Raw genomic sequence first — 19,620 nt, forward strand, 5'->3', positions numbered from 1 at the left:
AAACCGGTCAAAACACGCCCCCCCCCCCCCGTGACCCGTTCATAGACCTGCACAATTGAATAAGAGAAGAATAAGATATTGGGCGAATGAGTTTTGGAGGTGCGGAATGGAAAGCTATTCTACCCAAAGTATCATTGTTCTTGGTACTGGGATTCTTGTGATTGGTGCATTTCTTGTCTTTTTAGGGGAATATCGGAAACTTGGGGAAATAGCAGCAGGCTAGGAGATGGTCCAGCATGGGGACGTACCCATTGCTTCCATTGTTTAAATTTTTGGCTTCGTTAAGCCCTATTTATTCTGTGAGGATGGAAGCAATGACTATGTTTCCTATGAGCTCCACCTGCAGACAAAGGGTCCGGTTTTTGTTGGAGTCAATGGAATGTAAAATATGAAATTATAAGGAGCTAAGGTTGCTTAGCTTCTTTTTTTATGGGGACGTATCTTCTGCTTCCATTTTCTTCATGGAAACTTCAAGAAATGAATTCGTTTGGCGCTGATTCATGGGGTTACAAAAGGAGCAAAGGGTACGTCCCCTCGCTTGTGTCACAAATCGTTTGCTTTAATCGTCTTGTGATTAGGACGGTTGAAAAGGAGAGGAATACTATGGGAAGTGAGAAAACGATTGTGGTCGTAGGTGGCGGGTATGCGGGGATTAACCTGATTGAAGCACTTAAGAAAGAGTTTCATAGGGAGTTAAAGCGGAATATAAGAGTGATCCTGATTGATAAAAATTCTTTCCATTTTAAAAAGGTTAAATTATTTAAGGGGATCGTGAATGAAAATGTGGCGGATTTATCCGTTCCACTAAAGGATTATTGCGGCAGTACTATTGAGTTCATACAAGGTGAGTTAGCTAAGATCGATCCTGAAAAACAAACGATCCACATTACTGTGCAGGATGGAACGCTTAATGAAATTGATTACGATCAGTTAGTGCTGGCCATGGGAAGTGTATTGCGTGAGACTGATTCAGAACGTGGAGGCTTAAGTTTGACGAGCCTTGAACGTGCAAAAACGATTCGGGAGCAGCTTCTGAGGAAGTTGGAGTCACCCGAGACCACGCTTCGAGTGGTGATAGCCGGGAGCGGGATTACCGGTATCGAAACAGCTGCAGAAGTAGGAACATGGCTTAAAGAAGAAGCTGAAAAAGCAGGGAATAAACAGAAGGGCATTGAAATATACCTTATCAATGATAAACAGAGACTATTAAATGATGTACCTGTGAAAATCAGTGAACGGATCGAGAGCAGGCTGAAGAAACTGGGCATTACCGTGCTGCACCTTAAAAAAGCAGAAAGATTTACAGATCATACACTCCTCTTCTCCGATCTGTCCCATCTGGATACCGATCTTTGTATTTGGACTGTCGGATTGAAGCCTCACCCTGACCTTTGGAAGTTAGGTCTTAGTCTAACGGAAGAAGGAAAAATAAAAGTCGATGCCTGGTATCGAGCAAGTGAAAATAAGAACATTTATGCCATTGGAGACTGCGTTCATGTAGTAGATCCAACAAGTGGAGCAGCAGCCGCCATGAGCTGTAAAGAAGCAATATCCCAGGCGCAGCGGCTTAGTAAAATAATGAAAGCCCATATGGAGGGGTTCACCGCAGTTCCCCATCAAACCTACGCTAATTTACATTGTATAGGATTGGGTCCTTCCGACGGGATGGTCTGGGCGCAGAAATGGGGAATGGATTTTGTCCTATCAGGTAAAATGGCAGGGAAAATCAGGGAGTATACCTGGGATCTTGCCAGTATAAATCATTGAATGTACGGGTACAGGGGGGAAAGCATGGGGAAGGAAATACAGGAACTTTATTCTCAGTTTCAGCCTTTGCTATTTACGATTGCGTACAGAATGCTCGGTACAGTTTCAGATGCAGAGGATATCGTCCATGATGTCTATGTTCAGGCTGCTGGAAAAACATTGGAACATGTGGAAAATAAAAAGGCTTACCTTTGTAAAATGGTCACAAACAAATGTATTGACCATTTAAAATCCGCTGTGCAAAAGCGTGAGGTGTATGTGGGTCCCTGGCTGCCCGAACCTTTAATTTTAAAAGAAAACGACCCGATCTCTGAGTTGGTGAACGGAGAGGCTGTATCATTTGCCTTTCTGCTGCTGCTCGAGAACCTAAAACCGATGGAGCGAGCTGTTTTCATCTTAAGAGAAGTACTGGAATATGATTATGCGACCATTTCGGAAATTTTAAATCGCAGTGAACCTAATTGCAGAAAAGTATTCAGCAGGGTAAAGAATAAATTCCCATTAATAAAGGAAGGGCTGGAAGAAGCCTCTGTTTCAAAAAATAATCAAATCATCCAGACTTTCGTATTAGCCTTACACGAAGGAAACACCAAGAAGATTGAGGAATTGCTGTATAACGACGTTACTATCTATTCAGACGGCGGAGGAAAAGTATATGCAGCCTTAAAGCCGATCCATTCTAAGAATCTTGTTCTCCGTTTTATATCCAACTTATTGGAGCAAAACCAAAAGGGAGAGAAACCCGCACTGGTTAAGTTAATCAATGTGAATGGTAGAATGGGACTCTTAGTAATGGGAGAGGACAATGTCAAAACAATTTTTAGTTTTCATGTCAAAAAAGATCAAATTGCAAATATCTATATTGTCAGGAATCCGGATAAACTACAGCATGTGCCTTTGCCAGCAGATTAAAGGGACGATTCCGTTGTCTCAAAACAAGTGAAAATATTTTGGTTTTTGAGGGGGCAGAACCGTCCCGCTGTTTGCTTTATGGTGTCTAATGAAATTAGAAATATGATATTTTAAAAGAAGCAAAGAGTGCTTTGCTTCTTCTTTTATTTGTCTCTATTTTGGGTATTTGATTTTTTGCGACGTGGGAACCGTCCCTGTGTCGCACTGGGACCTGGGGATTGGAGCTTTGCTTGGGCAAAGGGAGACGAACCAGGATTTTTGGGAAATTAATAACACTGCATCTCATCAACACTTCTTATTTCTAATGAGACGCGATAACTGTCCATGTGTCTATTCCTGAGTTTTTACGAAATGGTCATGACTTCATGCTGAGAAGCTAATTCTATGAACTGTGCCATGCTGCTTATTTTGCCGGTTACAAGCTTTTCATTGAGCTCGTAATAGTCCACGCATGTTTTGCAAGCCAGTACGTCTACACCCTTTTCCTCCAGTTCTTGCAGTTGGAGTGATACAAGTGAGTGTTCCGTTAATGTGAATACACCGCTGTTCATGCAGAATATAGCAACAGGCAGCTCTTCCTTTTGCTTCAAGATCGTGAAGAATGTTTCCAATAAACCTTCCCCTAATTCAGGCGCCCCTTTCCCCAGCTGATCGGATGACAATAAGATCACTTTATTCCTCACTATTCTTACCTCCTAAAATACATATCTTTAGATTCAAGACCATGTTAACAGAAAGAGAGGGGTGGAAGAACCCTTCTAGTTAGCTTATCGATTTGTTCTTAACAGGTGAAGACAACCTGATCAATGTAGAGGGCTGACCGTATTTCATTGATTCATCAATAAAAGTTTCTAAGGTTTGAACCGTTCCTGTCGTTAATTTCACCACAAAATTGTATTGCCCTGCCAGGCGGTGACACTCCAAGACCTCCGGGTGATCCTTGCAGAATTGTATGAACTGGTCACATTTTGTATTAGCATAGAGGATGATCGCCATGATTGGTTTTTCAATCTTTTCCGCATTGATCACCGCTCTGTAACCCTCAATTATCCCTTTATCTTCTAACTTCTTGACCCTTTCATTCACTGCCGGGGTAGATAATCCAACTTTCTTTCCTAACTCTGTAAAAGAAATACGAGCATTCTCCTGCAAATGAAAAATGATGTCCCTGTCGATTTCATCCATAATTAACACCTCTTTTAATTATTAAGTGAAACGAGTGAAATACAATAAATATTTAGGTATTTATATAAAATACAATAATTACTTCATGTAACAAATGCAATGGATAAAATAAAATAATAAAGAAAGAAGTAATAATATGTAAAATTCAGGAGGTAATGAAAGATGGCTTTATTAATGAAAACAGAGTGTGAGAAGTGCACAAAAACAATACAAGAAATCGAAATAGCCTATATTTGTGTGCATGAATGTACCTTCTGCCATGACTGTACAGAAGATATGGGACATACTTGCCCCAACTGCGGAGGAGAACTTGTGCAGAGACCGAGAAAGACAGGAGCAGTCATTAGTTGCTCGTTGTAGATAGTAGGTACAAGGGGATGGTTCTGGTGCCTAGGGAGAAGTGAAAATGTGTTGCTTTTTGAGGTGGAAGAACCGGTCTTGTGTCGCTGCAAAATCGTCCGCATGCTTCAAAAATAGGATGATCTGACAGAGAGCAAGATAAAGAACACAACCAATAAGATGTAATACGTTATTCTTTCACCGGTTTTTAAATTTTTTATTTCAATTAATCTGTATAAAAGAACGACAATAAATACAGAAAGTATAATCACTATCAAGTTATTAGCCATGGTTCACCTATCCCTTATTTAATTATTTTACCGAAGCAAAGGGACGTATCTAATGCTTCCGTTTCTATATTGATTTATAAATCCCTTCTAAGGAAGCAAAGGGTCGTCCTTTTGCTTCTTTTGATTATTTACTGTGCGACGGTGGAACCGTCCCTGAGTCGCAAATGCTTATTTCAGCGTGCAAAAAATCAAATATAACCACTGTGGAATTTTTGAGGGCAGTATAAAAGGATCACCTTTTGATGGTCCTTCTTCAACTAACGTACGCACTTTAACTGTTATTGGTTTTTACTTTTCCCCCTCTATCTTTTTAAGTCTATCAAGGATTTTGAAAAGCAATGCAACTAATAATGAAAATTGCACACTAATTATTGTTAAAATAGTAAATTCAGGACCTTGACCACCAACGAATGAACCTAGACCATAAATCAAAATGTAACTAAAAATTAAACTTAAAATGAATACAAGTATTCCATTTTTCATAATTTCACCCCTAAATATATCATTAGTTTAAAAAACTACGTTCATATGACCTGCCCCGTTCAAGAATATTACACTTCCATTATATGTTATTTACAAGGCAAATCAATAATCCTTTTTGAAAACAACAATACTTGCGAAAACAGCTATTATAAAAAATATTTCATTAAATTATAATATGATAAAATTAGGCCAAAGAAGATACAACCAATCCATACTTTGAATATTTCGGTACTGCGCGAGGGTGAAACCGTCCTGGTGTCTCGGTTACTTTTTCCTAATTTACATATTTTTTCTTATGAGGTGTTTGAATGAAATTAAGCGATTTTATGCAGCAAACATACCCTAATTTGGAACTTAAACCACCATTATTTTATAGTTGGGATATTGGTATACGGTTTGAACTTGGTGTAGAGGTGGAAAAGGGAGTATGATTATCCCGATAACTCATATGTATTGGGGTGTTATAAAAGGGCGATCACTTTATTTGAAGCCCTGCATTCTCCTACAGATGATATTTTTGTAGTGTTGGATGTGAATGATTTTAACAAAGGCAAGAACATCGAACGTGAATTAAAGAACTTCTCACCTTATGTTGAGAAATCGTTATTATATCGGTTAAAGCATAAAATGATCCCTTATGTATTCCCGGAAAATGACGATGAAGATGAATATAAGACACATAGATTCACTCTAAACTGTAAAACCGCTGAATTCAAATACAAGCCATTGTTAAAAGCAATATGCAATTTGGACTTAGGATTACGACCAAGGATGGAACACAGGGTTTACTTCATAAACATTAACAAGAAAACGATCTTCCATGTCTACGATGATAGGGGTTGCGATTTATTGGCCACTTCACCTGAAACAATAAGAGATATGTTTGAAATATATAATGATTGGATTTTGGATTATGACCGACATGAGATTGATAAAGTTTTTGAATGAATAATAGAGAAGGGGGAACGCCGGAAATGGTTTTTCCTCAAAATTATTTATTGATCAACATTCATATAAGTTGAGTATTTTTGATTGCTTACTGTGCGGCGCTGGAACCGTCCCTTTGTCTCTGTGTTATTTTTGAGGAGGAAGAACCGTTCCTGTGTCGCCAAATAAAGTGTTTGGGAAAAGGGGGGTAGACAGTTGTCTATCCTCTTTTTAGTGATTTCATAGGAAAAAAAAAGAAGAAGAAGGCTTACCTTGTCCATTAGCAGGGAAGGCCTTTATTTTATTTTTCATGATTCTAGACCTGTCCATGTGTCTTCCATTCTAGCCCATTGAAATTAGAATATACTATTGTTAGCAGTCTATAATTATAGAATATTGGAACATGAATCATGGTGATGTTGGTGCCATTTATCTATAATGCCCGTAATGTTTATAGGTCTTGTTGTTCAAAGATATAAGCAGATGTGAACAGAGGCTTATCCATAATTATATCGGTCCCAGAATGGCACAAGGAAACCGTCCCTGTGTTCTTGTTAGCACCAAGGAGGGCAATCGGTGTAGAAAGTATTGACGGAACAGGAAGCCCGATTCAGGTTCAGGCTTCTGAATAAACGAGAGGTGGGTGCAGCGAAATGTGGAATAGATTAAAAAGACTTCACCATTTGAATGGATATGCTACCTTATTTTTATTCATAAGTGGGATCTTGCTTTTCATTCCTTCATTAAGGGGACCATTGGCTTCATACCGTGTCATTTTGAAAGATGCCCATATTTGGATCGGTTTTGCAACCGTTGCCTTCCTTCTGCTTTATTTCCGCTATTTTGCTTTCCATTACAAAGTCATAAAAAAACAACAAGGAAAGAAACGGAATCTTGCGATGGTGATTGGATTGATCATTGGCTGGATTATTAGCGGTACGGTTCTGACTTTTCAAAGGAGTCTTCCTGAAGAAATCGTTCAAGCTTCATTGATCGTACATGATGTATTCACCTGGATTGGTTTGCCGGTCCTCCTGTTCCACTCAGTGACTAGGTCAGGCTGGTTTCGGAAAAAATCAGATGTACTGCATGAAAAAAAGAAAGAACTATATGCCTTCAGCCGCAGAGGATTTTTCAAATACGGCATTGTGACTTTGCTTGCAATTATTTTGGGCCCGTCCATTTTTAAATGGCTGAAACAAGTGACGGATGATGGGGGATCGACACTAAAGGAGGTAGCGCTGAACAGCACAAATGAGCTCTCGCCCCTGCCGATTCCCGCGACGCAATCCTCCCCTCCCATTGGTGGAGGATATCAAGGCAAATTCCGTGTTTATACAGTAACGGAGACACCGGTTTTTACGAATGGAAATTGGAGTTTTACGATTGATGGACTGGTTGATGAACCAGTGTCGTTGTCATGGGAAGAATTCGTCAAATTGAAGAGGACAGTCCAGGTCAGTGATTTTCACTGCGTTACTGGATGGTCCGTGCTTCATGTCACGTATGAAGGCATCCTGCTGAAAGATCTCATGAAGAAGGTAAAGCTGAAAGAGAACGCCACCCATCTGAAATTTTACTCGGGCGACGGTGTCTATACTGACTCCTTATCCCTTGAACAGGCAGCCTTGGATGATGTCATGGTCGCTGTGCTCATGGATGGAGAAATGATCCCGTCAGACTATGGAGGCCCCGTCCGGCTGATTGTTCCGAAGATGTATGCCTATAAATCCGTAAAATGGCTCGTCAGAATCGAAGCGATCGATCATGTACACGAAGGCTACTGGCAAGTGAGGGGATATGATACCGATGCATGGGTAGGATCAAAAGAGACAACTTGAGCTCATCTTGTAAAGAAAGATGGAGCGGTGTAAAAAAAGCAGCAAACAGGAAGCAAGGGGACGGATCCTTTGCTCCTTTTTTCGTAATTGTTTTTGGAAGCAGTAGGTACGTCCCCCTGCTTCTAATTGTAAATCCGCGTCAACATGAGCAATGATCCCGACAAGGGAAGGGTAAGGAAAGCAATGATTTAAAGAAGCTTTTATCAAAATTTCTTTCCTTAAGAAATCATCCTATCAAAATATGCTTATTGACATCTAGTAGACTTTCTGAAATAATGAGAACAATTAAATACTGGTACCTTTAATTCAGTCCCGTGAGGCTGACAAGGACAGCGGATTTAATGATGGCCAATGGGTGAGGTGTACCCATGCTCTTTGGTTCATCATGGCGAAAAGGCTACTTGTCGGAAAACGGCAAGTAGCCTTTTTTCGTTTCCAAATGTCTAAATCGAAGATCTCTTCGGTACCAGGTTCAAAAACATTAGACATTGGAGGAATTGAAATGAAAAAAGTAGATTTAGATTTTCCTTTACAGGCCGTGCCAAAAGGGAACCGAAGTGGATTCTGGAAAATGCTTGTTGTGATGCTGGGGCTTACTTTCTTCTCAGCTAGTATGTGGTCTGGAGGAACGTTAGGAACCGGTTTGACATTTATCCAATTCATCGGAATTGTCCTGGCTGGAAACTTGATTCTGGGCGCTTATACAGGAGCCCTTGCTTATATCGCAGCAAAAACCGGGTTATCAACACACTTGCTTGCCCGCTACGCTTTTGGGGAAAAAGGCTCCTATCTTTCCTCGTTTCTGCTTGCAGCAACACAGGTAGGCTGGTTTGGAGTTGGAGTAGCAATGTTCGCTCTTCCTGTCCAAAAAGTGACTGGAATGGATACGACTTTGCTTATCGCAGTTGCAGGTATTTTAATGACGGTCACCGCATTCTTCGGAATGAAGGCCCTGGCAATTCTTAGTTTCATAGCGGTACCGCTCATCACTGTATTAGGAAGTTTCTCAGTTTTCAAAGCAACTGAAACAGTTGGCGGTTTGGATGGATTAATGCAATATCAGCCAACTGAAGCGATTGGATTGGCGGCAGCGTTAACAATTACTGTCGGATCGTTCATCAGTGCAGGTACATTGACACCAGACTTTGCCCGCTTTGCCCATACAAAAAAGTCAGCAGTCATCACAACAGTCGTTGCCTTCTTTATCGGAAATTCCCTCATGTTCGTGTTTGGTGCAATCGGTGCGATTGCCACAGGGCAGTCCGATATCTCAGAGGTTATGTTCCTGCAAAAATTGATCATCCCTGCAATCATCGTGCTTGGTTTGAATATCTGGACAACAAACGATAATGCATTATACGCATCAGGTCTTGGGTTTTCAAATATCACGAAAATCGCTAAAAGCAAGGTCGTCATCTTCAACGGGATCGTCGGTACGATGGCAGCAATGTGGCTTTACAATAACTTTGTTGGCTGGCTGACGATTTTAGGAACTGCTCTGCCATCAATCGGAGCGATTATTTTAGCGGATTATTTCATCGTCAATCGTGGGAAATACAAGCGATTTGAAGAAATGGAATTTAAAGCAGTTAACTGGATTGCAATACTTGCATGGGGCGTTGGTATTGCAGGAGCGAACTTTGTTCCAGGCATCGCGCCAATCAATGCTCTATTAGGATCAGTCTTAACATTCGTAATCGTTTCAAAGCTTGCGGTTTTAGTGCAGGCAAGAAAGGCTTCTATGGACAGAACTGAAGAAGGTGGCTTAAAAAGTGATTATTAAAAATGCAAAACTCAGAGGTAGAGACGGACTATGGAATATAGCGATAAAAGCAGGGAAGTTCGATCAAATTACACAGAATGTAATAGATGAAACAGGGCAGGAAGTGCTTGATGTTGAAGGTTCACTTGTGCTGCCCCCGTTCATCGAGCCGCATATCCATCTTGACACCACTTTGACGGCAGGTGAGCCGGAATGGAACCAGAGCGGGACATTGTTTGAAGGCATCCAGAGATGGTCCCAGCGAAAAGAAACATTAACAGAGAATGATGTAAAAACAAGAGCCAAAACAGCCTTGAAATGGCAAATTGCCCAGGGAATCCAGCATGTCCGCACACATGTAGATGTGACGGACCCGAAATTAACAGCTTTAAAAGCGCTGCTTGAGGTAAAAGAAGAAATGGCCTCCTATGTAGACTTACAGCTTGTAGCCTTTCCTCAGGAAGGAATCAATTCTTTCCCAAGCGGGGCAGAGCTGCTTGAGGAAGCCTTGAAAATGGGGGCTGATGTCGTCGGCGGCATTCCTCATTTTGAATTCACAAGGGAATATGGCGTTTCTTCATTAATAACAGCATTTGACCTGGCTGAAAAATATGACCGCCTGATCGATATCCATTGCGATGAAATCGATGATGAACAATCTCGATTCGTTGAAGTAGTGGCAGCCGAGGCTTATGAACGCGGACTGGACAACCGGGTCACAGCCAGCCACACAACCGCAATGGGCTCTTATAATGATGCCTACACGTATAAACTGTTCAGATTATTGAAGATGTCCAACATCAATTTTGTGGCAAATCCGTTAGTGAACATCCATCTTCAAGGCAGGTTTGATACGTATCCAAAACGCAGGGGAATCACACGGGTAAAAGAATTGCTTGAAGCAGGACTGAATGTAAGCTTCGGCCATGATGATATTTTTGACCCATGGTATCCACTTGGAACAGGCAATATGCTTCAGGTTCTGCATATGGGCATCCATGTTTCACAATTGATGGGCTATGAGCAAATCATGAACTCTATCGATTTAATCACAACAAACAGCGCCAAAACCTTGAACATCGAGGAGAACTATGGAATCGAAACAGGCAAACCTGCCAATTTCATTGTACTAGCCGCTGAAAACGAGTACGAAGCAATCCGTAAACAGGCAGCAGTACGGTACTCGATTCGTGATGGGAAAGTAATTGCAGAGACTAAACCGAGTGAAGCATCCATTCGAATAGATCAGTCAGAAGAGAGAATTCATTTTAATAAATAGCTGTTTTCGTAAAGAACGTTGTTAAAATCCTAAAGCCGATTTTAACGTGATAAAAAGCTATTTTGTATGTCGGTATCAGTGTGCAAGCTCTTTTCTCATGATAAGCTTTCATTTTGTGAGAAACATAGGGCATTCCATCCTATTTTTATAGTCAATAGCAACAAAGTTTGAGAAAAGAGCCTAATAAATAGTGAGATCAACCTAAAAGCAGAGGGATTCAGTTTTGGATCCACTGCTTCTTTTATTGCGATCGACTTTCATCGCAGTTGAACCGTAACGTTCTCATCCAACTAAAGTCCCTTGCAGTTTTTCCTAAATCTTGTTATTCTTAGGTAGAATTATTTTTGTTCGGTGTAAAGTTCGACTCTTCGTTCTAATGATCACTTTGGGCAAGGATAGTAATACAATGTGCATTAGCACTAGGAGGCAACAAACATGGAACAAGGTACAGTTAAATGGTTTAACGCAGAAAAAGGTTTCGGATTCATCGAGCGCGAAGGTGGAGAAGATGTATTCGTTCATTTCTCTGCAATCCAATCTGAAGGCTTCAAATCATTAGACGAAGGTCAAAAAGTTACTTTCGACGTTGAGCAAGGTGCACGTGGACCTCAAGCTGCTAACGTTCAAAAAGCTTAATTTTGATATAGCATACCGAAACAGACTCCAAAAGGGTCTGTTTTTTTATTTTCAAAAATAACAGCAATAAAAAACCCTGCTCAACGAACGAGCAGGGGCATGGTACCGGTAAAGTAAAAAATTTAAAGCAAAAGGTTATTTACATTATAACACAACAATCTCATAATCAAATGATTAGCAGAAATTCAGCAAGTGCATGATAATGACAACATAAAAGGCACACAAATGGAGGAATGGATGATGAAATTTCCAAACGACGCGGATGGAGAAGCATTGCGCAGTTTGTTTAATGAAGGTGTCAGTTTTAAAAAGCCGCAGCCAGTCGAGTTTTTTATAGCTGTGCCGGATAAGGCAACTGGCGAGAAGCTTCTGCCCTTATTGAAGGAAGAAGGCTTTCATGGCTTACTCGAGCAGGATGATGAGACAGATGAGTGGGCTTGCAGTTGCTCGAAAAGGATGCTCCTTAACCATAGCGAATTAAAAAAAGTGCAGGAAAAGCTGGATAAAATAAGCAAGCCTTACGGCGGTCATTCTGATGGCTGGGGAGTATTTATAGATTAAAATGCAGGTGATGACATGCTTCATACTTATTTAGGTGAAACAATCGGGTATGATGTGATTTATAAAAATCGGAAAACAATCGGCATGTATATGGATTTGTACGGCCATGTCGAAGTCCACGCTCCTAAGGGGACCTCTGATGCAAGTGTGCTTCAAATCCTAGAAGGCCAATGGGACTTGATCCTGCAAAGGGCGAAGGAAATGAAAGAGCGGGCCTCAGTCGGTAGGGAAAAAGAGTACGGACCAGGCGGACAATTTCTATATTTGGGGAGGCTCTATCACATCCTGATTTCCCAGGATGCAGATATTGAAAAAGACAATGCCGTGTTTGAGGCTGACAAGCTCCATGTATACGTGAAAGAGCAAAATGAAGAGAGCATCAAACAGGCTTTGAAGCGATTTTACTATCAGCAGTGCAAGGCATTAGTCGAAAAACGGGTTAAATTTTATCAGAGCGAATTCAAAATGAAGCCGCGCTCGATTCGAATCACGGACAGTAAGACGAAGTGGGGAACGTGTGATTCTATGAGGAATTTGACATTCAATTGGAAGCTGTCCATGGCACCAATGGAAGTGATTGATTATGTTGTCGTCCATGAAATGTGCCATATGGTCCATATGAATCACGACCGTTCATTTTGGCGGCTTGTCGGAAAAATCATGCCTGAATATGAACGGTATGAGCGCTGGCTCGCTGTGTCGGGGTGGAGGATGGAGGTTTAGTGTAGCGGGGGTGACAGATCCTCACAGCGGTGCAAAAAACTTCAAAAATATGATCCTTATACTAAAAAGGGATAGATGAGCATTCTTTTCTGTTGGAATCGGTAAGTTACATCATCCCCTTCCTCATGTTTATTTTCATACTGGCATTTGGAAAGAAGCTTGCTTCCAACAAAGTATTCCCGGAGCAAAATCAGATACATTCTATGTAATGTTCCACCTTGCATTAAAGCAGTTTGGCAAAAGATACTGGCTTAGAGTTGGAAGTGTTGGCAAAGGGTATTAATACCATTATGCATACCTGTTTAATTGTGGAGGTTTACCTATTGAAATTAAGCGTTCTTGATCAATCAGTCATAAGTAAAGGGGATTCGGCAAGCACCGCTTTACAAAAAACAGTTAAACTGGCTCAACTGACTGAAGACCTGGGCTACACTCGTTTTTGGGTAGCGGAACATCATAATACGAATGGAATAGCAGGGTCATCTCCAGAGGTCCTGATTTCTCATATAGCTTCAAATACTAGAAAAATCCGTGTAGGTTCGGGCGGTGTTTTGCTTCCTCAGTACAGTCCCTATAAGATTGCTGAAAACTTCAAGCTATTAGAAGCCTTGTTTCCGAACCGTATTGATGCAGGAATTGGGCGTTCACCAGGCGGTTCCGCTACAACCCGATTGGCCCTCACAGATGGATTAAGGAAAAGCCTGAATGAATTCCCCCGGCAGGTAAAGGATCTGCAGGGCTTTTTAGTGAACCATTTACCCATAGACCACCCTTACCATGACGTCAATGCCTTTCCTGTGACAGGCAGCATACCGGAAGTGTGGCTTTTAGGTATTACACATCGGGGGGCAAGGCTGGCCGCAGAAAGTGGTACAGCTTTTACTTATGGACATTTTATCACTCCGGTTAATGGAGAACAGGCCCTGGACTATTACTATAAAAACTTTCAGCCCTCGCCAATGCTTGCAAAGCCTAAAGCAAATGTATGTGTGTTTGTTGTTTGTGCCCCAACACAGGAAAAAGCTGAAGAAATCGCCCTAAGCCAGGATATGTGGCTGTTATCAGTTGAAAAGGGTGGAGACACGAGGATCCCTACCGTCGAAGAGGCCAAAAACATACCCTTAACAAAAGATGAACGAAAGAAGATACAGGAAAATCGAAAACGCATGATTATTGGTACACCCCAAATGGTTAAGGATGAAATTCATAGATTGAGTGAAATGTACAAGACTGAGGAATTCATGATTATCAACAATGTATATAACTTTAAGGACAAAATTACAACCTACACATTATTGGCTGAGGCGTTGCTTTAAACAAAAGGACGGTTCTTTTTGCAGAAGGATGCAGAAGAACCGTCCTTTTTACTTATATTTATTACAAGCGATTTACGGTGGAGGACGCGCTTGGCTGCCCCGGCATAGTCAGCCAATGCCCGCTGGCTGACTTCTGTATGGCATTCCTTTCGGGTTCCGCAAATTGGACGAGCTGACCGGCGGATTTCAGGAATCCGATTTCGTGATCATCTCCACGCGCCCGAGCATGGGGAAGACAGTCCTTGCTTTGAATCTAACTTTGAAGGCGGCCATTAAGGAAGTGAGGAGAATCTTGGTGGTAGTCGATTACCTGTAGCTAATCGCAGGCAATCCCAGGCACCAGAAAAACTGCCAGGCGGAAATCAGCAGCTCACTCAAGCGGATGGCCCGGGAAACGAACACCGTCATCATCACCCTGTCCCAGCTGAGCCGGGAGTCGAAAGCCGGCAAGACAAACGGCCAGACAACTGATGAAATGCTTGATTTAGATCTGGCGTATGCTCCCCCGTATAATGGAGTGCGTGATCCTATTCAGCAGGCGGCTAGGAGAGTGGAGTAGTAGCACGGGGATGTATCTAATGCTTCTTTTCCGTTAACCACTAGAGAAAAGAGCACAGGGTACGTTCATGTGCTCCTGAAGAGACGGTAGAACCGTCCCGTTGTCGCTTTAGAAGAAAGTATGAGTTACAGGGAGGCGGCTGCTTCAAAAAAATATACCAATGTTTATTCGATACCAATTGGCTCACCAAATAAAAGGAAATACTATTTTATGGCAAGTTATACATGATAACTTGATAGATTCTTCACTAGAAGACTTAACCTTCAGTAGTGCATTACACTAGCTAGAGTAGAGCATGTTTTGGGTACCTTCTTGATACATGAGAACGGTTCTAGTGTTTCAGTAATTGTAAAGAATGTGTGATTTTTTGAGGAGCAAGACCCTCCCTGTGTCTCGAAAGTTCAAAGAGGCTTATAAAGAACTTAGAAGATAGAGGTAAAATCCTGTGGTAAAATACTGCAGGATTTTTATTTTGAAATAAAGGAATCCCAAGAATACCTTTATCACACTCACTGACCAAAAGGGTTAATGTATTGGTTAAATTTGTTAGTTGGGGTAAAATTAAATCAAGTATTTCATTAAAAACGGGGGATTCTATATGATACGAGACTGGCTTAATCACTCGAAGCGAAGTAAACATGGATATAAATTTAATATAATAGATGTTTCCGAAACAGAAGTGCGAAAGGAAAAGTTATTTCCATCTTGGCTTGCTGGGGAACTACTTATAGCATACAAAAATCCTGAACACTTAAAAAGAAGGTATCTTAAAAGGGATAAGGATGAATTACGTAAATATTTGAAGAATGAAGTATTTCCTGATCTAACTACGGTAATTGATAAAAATGTTCGACGGGGCGACTGGGGAGAAATTGTTTCTAGTTTATTTCTACGAGATGTTATGAATCTAGAAACCGCTTTAATTAAACTAAGGTATAAACTTAATAGAAAAAAATCTTCTTTTGGTATAGATGTATTTGGTGTTCAACTTGATGATGCTGGAAAGGTCCTTAGCCTCTGTGTATGCGAAACAAAGACAAAAATTACCTACGATAAACAAATTGGTGTAAAAGCCCATAACTCACTATATATAAATGATACTTCTTCTATTATTACAATTGCAGATTTTATGTCTACTCTTTATTTTAATGAAGGTAATTATGACCTTTCTGACCAATTTGATGAAATAGTGTTACAAAAGGCTGATTACCCATCTGATCATCATATCTTCTTGGTACATGAAAAGAGTTTATGGAATGAAGACATTATATTAGAACTAGATAATTTAGAAGGACTAAATCAAGGACTAAATTTTAATGTTTTACTCATTGACGAACTGGACAAACTTGCAAATCATTGTTTTTCACTAGTACCTGATGTAGGGGAGGAAATTGTATATGGAACTCCTTGAATATATTAATAAAAAAGAAAAACAAGTAGAAGAAATGATTAATTCTTCGTTTTTTAGAAACCAGTATGGTCAGATTTTTGCTAAAAAAATGGGTGCAAACTTTAAAGCAACCTATAATGAATCGACAATATGGGGTTATGCATTATTTTTAAGTTCAGCAAGTGCCAAAGTTTTAACTCATAAGGAAAGCCCTGTATGTATGCAAGGAATTAAAGTTGCTGCCGAACTTTTCGAAACTTTCTCTTTAATGTCTGAAGAGTATGACAAAGATTACTCTAAGATTTTATCTGCACTTTGCTATGACTTATCAGGTTTTCAAGCTAATTCTTCGTGTATATTGAAAACACTGGAATATAGGATTGAAGAAAATGAATTATTGGACAGGAGTGTGAATAACTTATTATCATTAGTGACTTTGCTATTAAGGAAGCAGCTACAGGCTATTAAACCAGCGGACATGCAACTTATAGGGGATTCTGAAAGTAATGAAATGGAATATCTATGGGGAAAAGCAATTAGTGAATTTACCAAATTTCAGTTAACTGGAGTTAATGGAGATTTTAATAAAGATTTAGCTGAAGCAAAGGAGCTAGCCCTGAATTTAAGAGATGCAACTCTCACAACCATGTTAACATTATTAGAATTTAAAATGAGTATTTCTTACCAACGTACAACTTGGACAGTATTATCTGACTTCATTAAAGAATCATCGGAGGTCTGGGAACCATATTTAAGACTGCTCGCTACAAGTCCTTATTCAGATAATAAACTGGTACCTCCTGAAGAGAGGTTATCTCAATCAGAGTTCTGGAGATCACAAATTAATGCCATTAATAGAGGTGTTCTAGAAGATAACAGAGGTTTTATTATTCAAATGCCGACTAGCGCGGGAAAAACCTTAATTGCTGAATTATCCATTTTGCAACAGGTTGGAGGTAACAAAAAGTGTCTTTACATTGCTCCTTTTCGTTCCCTTGTCAATGAGGTGGAAAATAATTTAAGTAATCGGTTATCGAAATTAGGCTATGTAGTTTCTAGCTTATCAGGAAGTTATGAGTTGGACGAACTTGACCAGTTTTGGTTAAAAGAAGCTGATGTATTAGTTGCTACGCCTGAAAAGGTTGACTTCTTAATTAGAGTAAAGCCTGAGTTATTTGATGATATTTCCCTTTTTGTATTCGATGAAGGACATGTCTTAGGTAATTTAGATAGTAGATCAGCACAATTTGAATTACTTCTCACACGGCTTAAAAGATGGTTCACACCAAAACATAGTCGGTTTTTATTTATATCTGCAGTTATGCCCGATGCTGATAGCAATGAGTTCGCAAAATGGCTAATAAATAATGAACAAGCAAAGATAGATTCACCTAAGCAATACGATGGTCAAGCATGGCAGCCTACAAGAAGATTAATAGGTTCTTTTTCATGGAACGGAACTAATGGCCAAGTTGAATTTGAGAATTATGTTCAAAATATAGGTAGAAAATCTACAAAGATTTTTATTCCGAATTTTATAAACCCCTTAAGTTGGGAAATCACAACGGGAAAGAAGAAAAAAAAGGTTACCGAAAAAACATTCCCTGATTTTACCAACAAGTCGGAAACTACTGCGATTTTGGCATACAGGTATCTCCGGGAAGGCTCAGTCCTTATTTATTGTGCTACAGTAGGCCGAGGTGGTGGGGGAGGTGTCTATAGCGTATTAAAAGCATTTTTAAAATTAATCGATGTTTTAGATAATTACTATGATGTTGAAACACATTTTCCGAGGATAGATGATAGTGAAGCATTGGATGCTGCAATTAGGTGGTATGGAGAAGATAGCATAATAACTCAATGTATAAGCAGGGGAGTAGCACCTCATTTTGGAGATCTAGCAGATGAAGTTAGAAAAGCTGTTGAGAGAGAATACGCGCAAAAAAAGTTAAAGATACTTGTTGCAACACATACGCTTGGACAGGGAGTAAATTTGCCTATAAAAACTTTACTGGTTTACTCCCTAGATATTATTGCAAACCCTTCTGAACGGTTATCAGTTAAAGTTAGGGATTTTTGGAATATAGTTGGTAGATCTGGTAGAGCAGGGCGAGAGACAGAGGGGCAGGTTGTTTTTGTTTTAAATTCTGCAAGGGATAGAGCTTTATATAATAAGTACTCCAATCCACTAAATTCTGAGAGTGTGAGAAGTGTATTTACTGTAGCAATGGAATTATACCGTAAAGGACGGATCTCTCAACAAGCTTTACAAGACATTATAGCAGAATACTCTGAACCATCGCTTATGAATTTTCTTGTTGAAGAAGTCGTAGATACTCCAGATCAACAATTAATGGAGTCTTTTGTTGGAGATACTTTATTTAAGATACAATCAATAGAAGAAGATTCACAATATGTTAATAGCATTTTGCTCGAAACTGCTAATCGTTTTTGGAGTATTGAACCACGAGAAAGAAAAGTTGTATTTGCGAGAACGGGTTTAACTCTTAATTCATGTCTGAAAATTGAAGAAGCTTTACTAAAATCCCCGAGTCTTAGTATGGCCCTTGATGAAGAAAATGAAGTGGAATTTTTTAAGCTTGCATTAAAATGTTTAATTACCTGTGAAGAAATGCAACCGAAAGACGCATTAAAAAACGTCTCAATCGTGGGTAACACAAAACTTGAACCTTTTATACTTTCATGGATAAATGGGGATGATTTAGATCAGCTGAGAAAATTGTGGTCAGATTCTGTTGGAGAAGAATACGTAGATTTAATGAATGTTTACATAGAAGATTGTCTAGCTTATAGATATCCTTGGGGAATCACGTCGGTAATCTTCATTGCATCATATGTTTTACAGCGCGATTGGAATAGTCTTAGTAAAAGTATTTTAAGTTTACCAACAAAAATGAAAAATGGATTAAATGACACTTATGCTTTATGGTTGAAAGATATGGGGTTGATGTCTAGAAAAGATTGTTTGCTCTTATCAAAGTCTTACGAAGGTTCTCCAGATTTACGCTCTTTTATTAATTGGTTTGTGAATCTTCAAGTGGAAGATATTAACAAGTTTTGGGTAAATTCGACTTATGGATTACGTAATATTTTTTATTTAATATCCAAAATTAACATAAAAGACAACCATACGAGTAATTTTAATAAGACCAACCATTCCTTCAATGTAAAAGGAATACCTTATGAAGCTGAGAGAATTGAAGTTGCAAAGCTCATTAAAGTTGGGGATAAATTATTACTTAAAAGACAGCAGGATAATGAATTTGACTCGTTTGCAATACAAATTTTATACCAAGGTAAGCAACTCGGTTTTGTTCCTAGGGGGTTAGCTAAAATATTTTCATTTCAAATGGATATTATGGGAACGGAAATTGAATGCAGAGTCAGAAGAAAATTTGGAAGTAATATACAAGTTGTAACTAGTTATAAATAGATATAAATAATAACCCAGAAATTTCGAATTCAATAATTCCGTTAGGGGTTTATTTTATTTCATTTCCAAGTAGAAAAATTAAACATTTGGTACCCCTGTGTACTCTAATTTCAAGAGAAACTATATATAATACAAATACGTTTAATAAGCTGCAAATGCTTATACGACCTTAATTTAGATTTAAAGAAATTTTAAC

At 39.6% G+C, this 19,620-nt stretch carries 16 protein-coding genes and 1 pseudogene; 14 read left to right on the forward strand and 3 right to left on the reverse strand.

What is annotated here, in order from left to right; all coding sequences use genetic code 11:
- Window positions 1–603 precede the first annotated feature (603 nt).
- Both V7201_RS20470 and V7201_RS20475 read left to right on the forward strand, forming a co-directional pair.
- Window positions 604–1,767 carry an NAD(P)/FAD-dependent oxidoreductase gene (locus tag V7201_RS20470; protein WP_335378614.1) on the forward strand — a complete coding sequence of 388 codons (1,164 nt, stop codon included), beginning with the start codon at window positions 604–606 and terminating at the stop codon, window positions 1,765–1,767.
- A 24-nt stretch (window positions 1,768–1,791) separates the two neighbouring features.
- Window positions 1,792–2,679 (forward strand): RNA polymerase sigma-70 factor, encoded by an 888-nt coding sequence (locus tag V7201_RS20475; RefSeq protein ID WP_335378615.1) that lies wholly within the window; start codon window positions 1,792–1,794, stop codon window positions 2,677–2,679.
- 344 nt (window positions 2,680–3,023) lie between these two features.
- Here the strand turns inward: V7201_RS20475 and V7201_RS20480 are convergent, their stop codons facing one another.
- Window positions 3,024–3,362, reverse strand: coding sequence for a DsrE family protein (locus V7201_RS20480; RefSeq protein WP_335378616.1), 339 nt, complete (start codon window positions 3,360–3,362; stop codon window positions 3,024–3,026).
- Window positions 3,363–3,441: 79 nt separating this feature from the next.
- Entirely contained in the window at window positions 3,442–3,864 is a 423-nt protein-coding gene (locus V7201_RS20485; RefSeq protein ID WP_335378617.1) for an Lrp/AsnC family transcriptional regulator, read from the reverse strand.
- 162 nt (window positions 3,865–4,026) lie between these two features.
- On the opposite strand from V7201_RS20485, the gene V7201_RS20490 reads away from it, so the two are divergent.
- Window positions 4,027–4,224, forward strand: coding sequence for a DUF1272 domain-containing protein (locus V7201_RS20490; RefSeq protein WP_335378618.1), 198 nt, complete (start codon window positions 4,027–4,029; stop codon window positions 4,222–4,224).
- A gap of 557 nt (window positions 4,225–4,781) precedes the next feature.
- Here V7201_RS20490 and V7201_RS20495 read toward each other — a convergent pair.
- On the reverse strand, window positions 4,782–4,976 hold the full coding sequence (locus V7201_RS20495) for a hypothetical protein (RefSeq protein ID WP_335378619.1): 195 nt from the start codon (window positions 4,974–4,976) through the stop codon (window positions 4,782–4,784).
- A gap of 326 nt (window positions 4,977–5,302) precedes the next feature.
- On the opposite strand from V7201_RS20495, the pseudogene V7201_RS20500 reads away from it, so the two are divergent.
- From V7201_RS20500 to V7201_RS20550, 11 genes and pseudogenes are all read left to right on the forward strand, one after another.
- A pseudogene (locus tag V7201_RS20500) lies at window positions 5,303–5,924 on the forward strand (DUF3885 domain-containing protein).
- A 632-nt stretch (window positions 5,925–6,556) separates the two neighbouring features.
- Entirely contained in the window at window positions 6,557–7,744 is a 1,188-nt protein-coding gene (locus V7201_RS20505) for a molybdopterin-dependent oxidoreductase (RefSeq protein ID WP_335378620.1), read from the forward strand.
- A 502-nt stretch (window positions 7,745–8,246) separates the two neighbouring features.
- Window positions 8,247–9,527 carry a cytosine permease gene (gene codB / locus V7201_RS20510; RefSeq protein ID WP_335378621.1) on the forward strand — a complete coding sequence of 427 codons (1,281 nt, stop codon included), beginning with the start codon at window positions 8,247–8,249 and terminating at the stop codon, window positions 9,525–9,527.
- Complete coding sequence (locus V7201_RS20515; RefSeq protein ID WP_335378622.1) at window positions 9,517–10,785, forward strand: cytosine deaminase; 1,269 nt, start codon at window positions 9,517–9,519, stop codon at window positions 10,783–10,785. The genes codB and V7201_RS20515 overlap by 11 nt, the downstream gene beginning before the upstream one ends.
- A gap of 435 nt (window positions 10,786–11,220) precedes the next feature.
- Window positions 11,221–11,421, forward strand: coding sequence for a cold-shock protein (locus V7201_RS20520; protein WP_026694123.1), 201 nt, complete (start codon window positions 11,221–11,223; stop codon window positions 11,419–11,421).
- A 237-nt stretch (window positions 11,422–11,658) separates the two neighbouring features.
- On the forward strand, window positions 11,659–11,982 hold the full coding sequence (locus V7201_RS20525; RefSeq protein ID WP_335378623.1) for a ribonuclease E inhibitor RraB: 324 nt from the start codon (window positions 11,659–11,661) through the stop codon (window positions 11,980–11,982).
- A 15-nt stretch (window positions 11,983–11,997) separates the two neighbouring features.
- Window positions 11,998–12,705: a M48 family metallopeptidase gene (locus tag V7201_RS20530; RefSeq protein ID WP_335378624.1), complete on the forward strand. Its 708-nt coding sequence runs from the start codon at window positions 11,998–12,000 to the stop codon at window positions 12,703–12,705.
- Between the two features lie 323 nt (window positions 12,706–13,028).
- Window positions 13,029–14,021: an LLM class flavin-dependent oxidoreductase gene (locus V7201_RS20535; RefSeq protein WP_335378625.1), complete on the forward strand. Its 993-nt coding sequence runs from the start codon at window positions 13,029–13,031 to the stop codon at window positions 14,019–14,021.
- 163 nt (window positions 14,022–14,184) lie between these two features.
- Entirely contained in the window at window positions 14,185–14,337 is a 153-nt protein-coding gene (locus tag V7201_RS20540) for a DnaB-like helicase C-terminal domain-containing protein (protein WP_335378626.1), read from the forward strand.
- A gap of 841 nt (window positions 14,338–15,178) precedes the next feature.
- Window positions 15,179–15,991: a Hachiman antiphage defense system protein HamA gene (locus V7201_RS20545; protein ID WP_335378627.1), complete on the forward strand. Its 813-nt coding sequence runs from the start codon at window positions 15,179–15,181 to the stop codon at window positions 15,989–15,991.
- On the forward strand, window positions 15,978–19,424 hold the full coding sequence (locus V7201_RS20550; protein WP_335378628.1) for a DEAD/DEAH box helicase: 3,447 nt from the start codon (window positions 15,978–15,980) through the stop codon (window positions 19,422–19,424). Before V7201_RS20545 ends, V7201_RS20550 begins: the two co-directional genes overlap by 14 nt.
- Window positions 19,425–19,620 lie beyond the last annotated feature (196 nt).

Source organism: Bacillus sp. JJ1122 (assembly GCF_036964885.1).
GTDB lineage: Bacteria > Bacillota > Bacilli > Bacillales > Cytobacillaceae > Mesobacillus.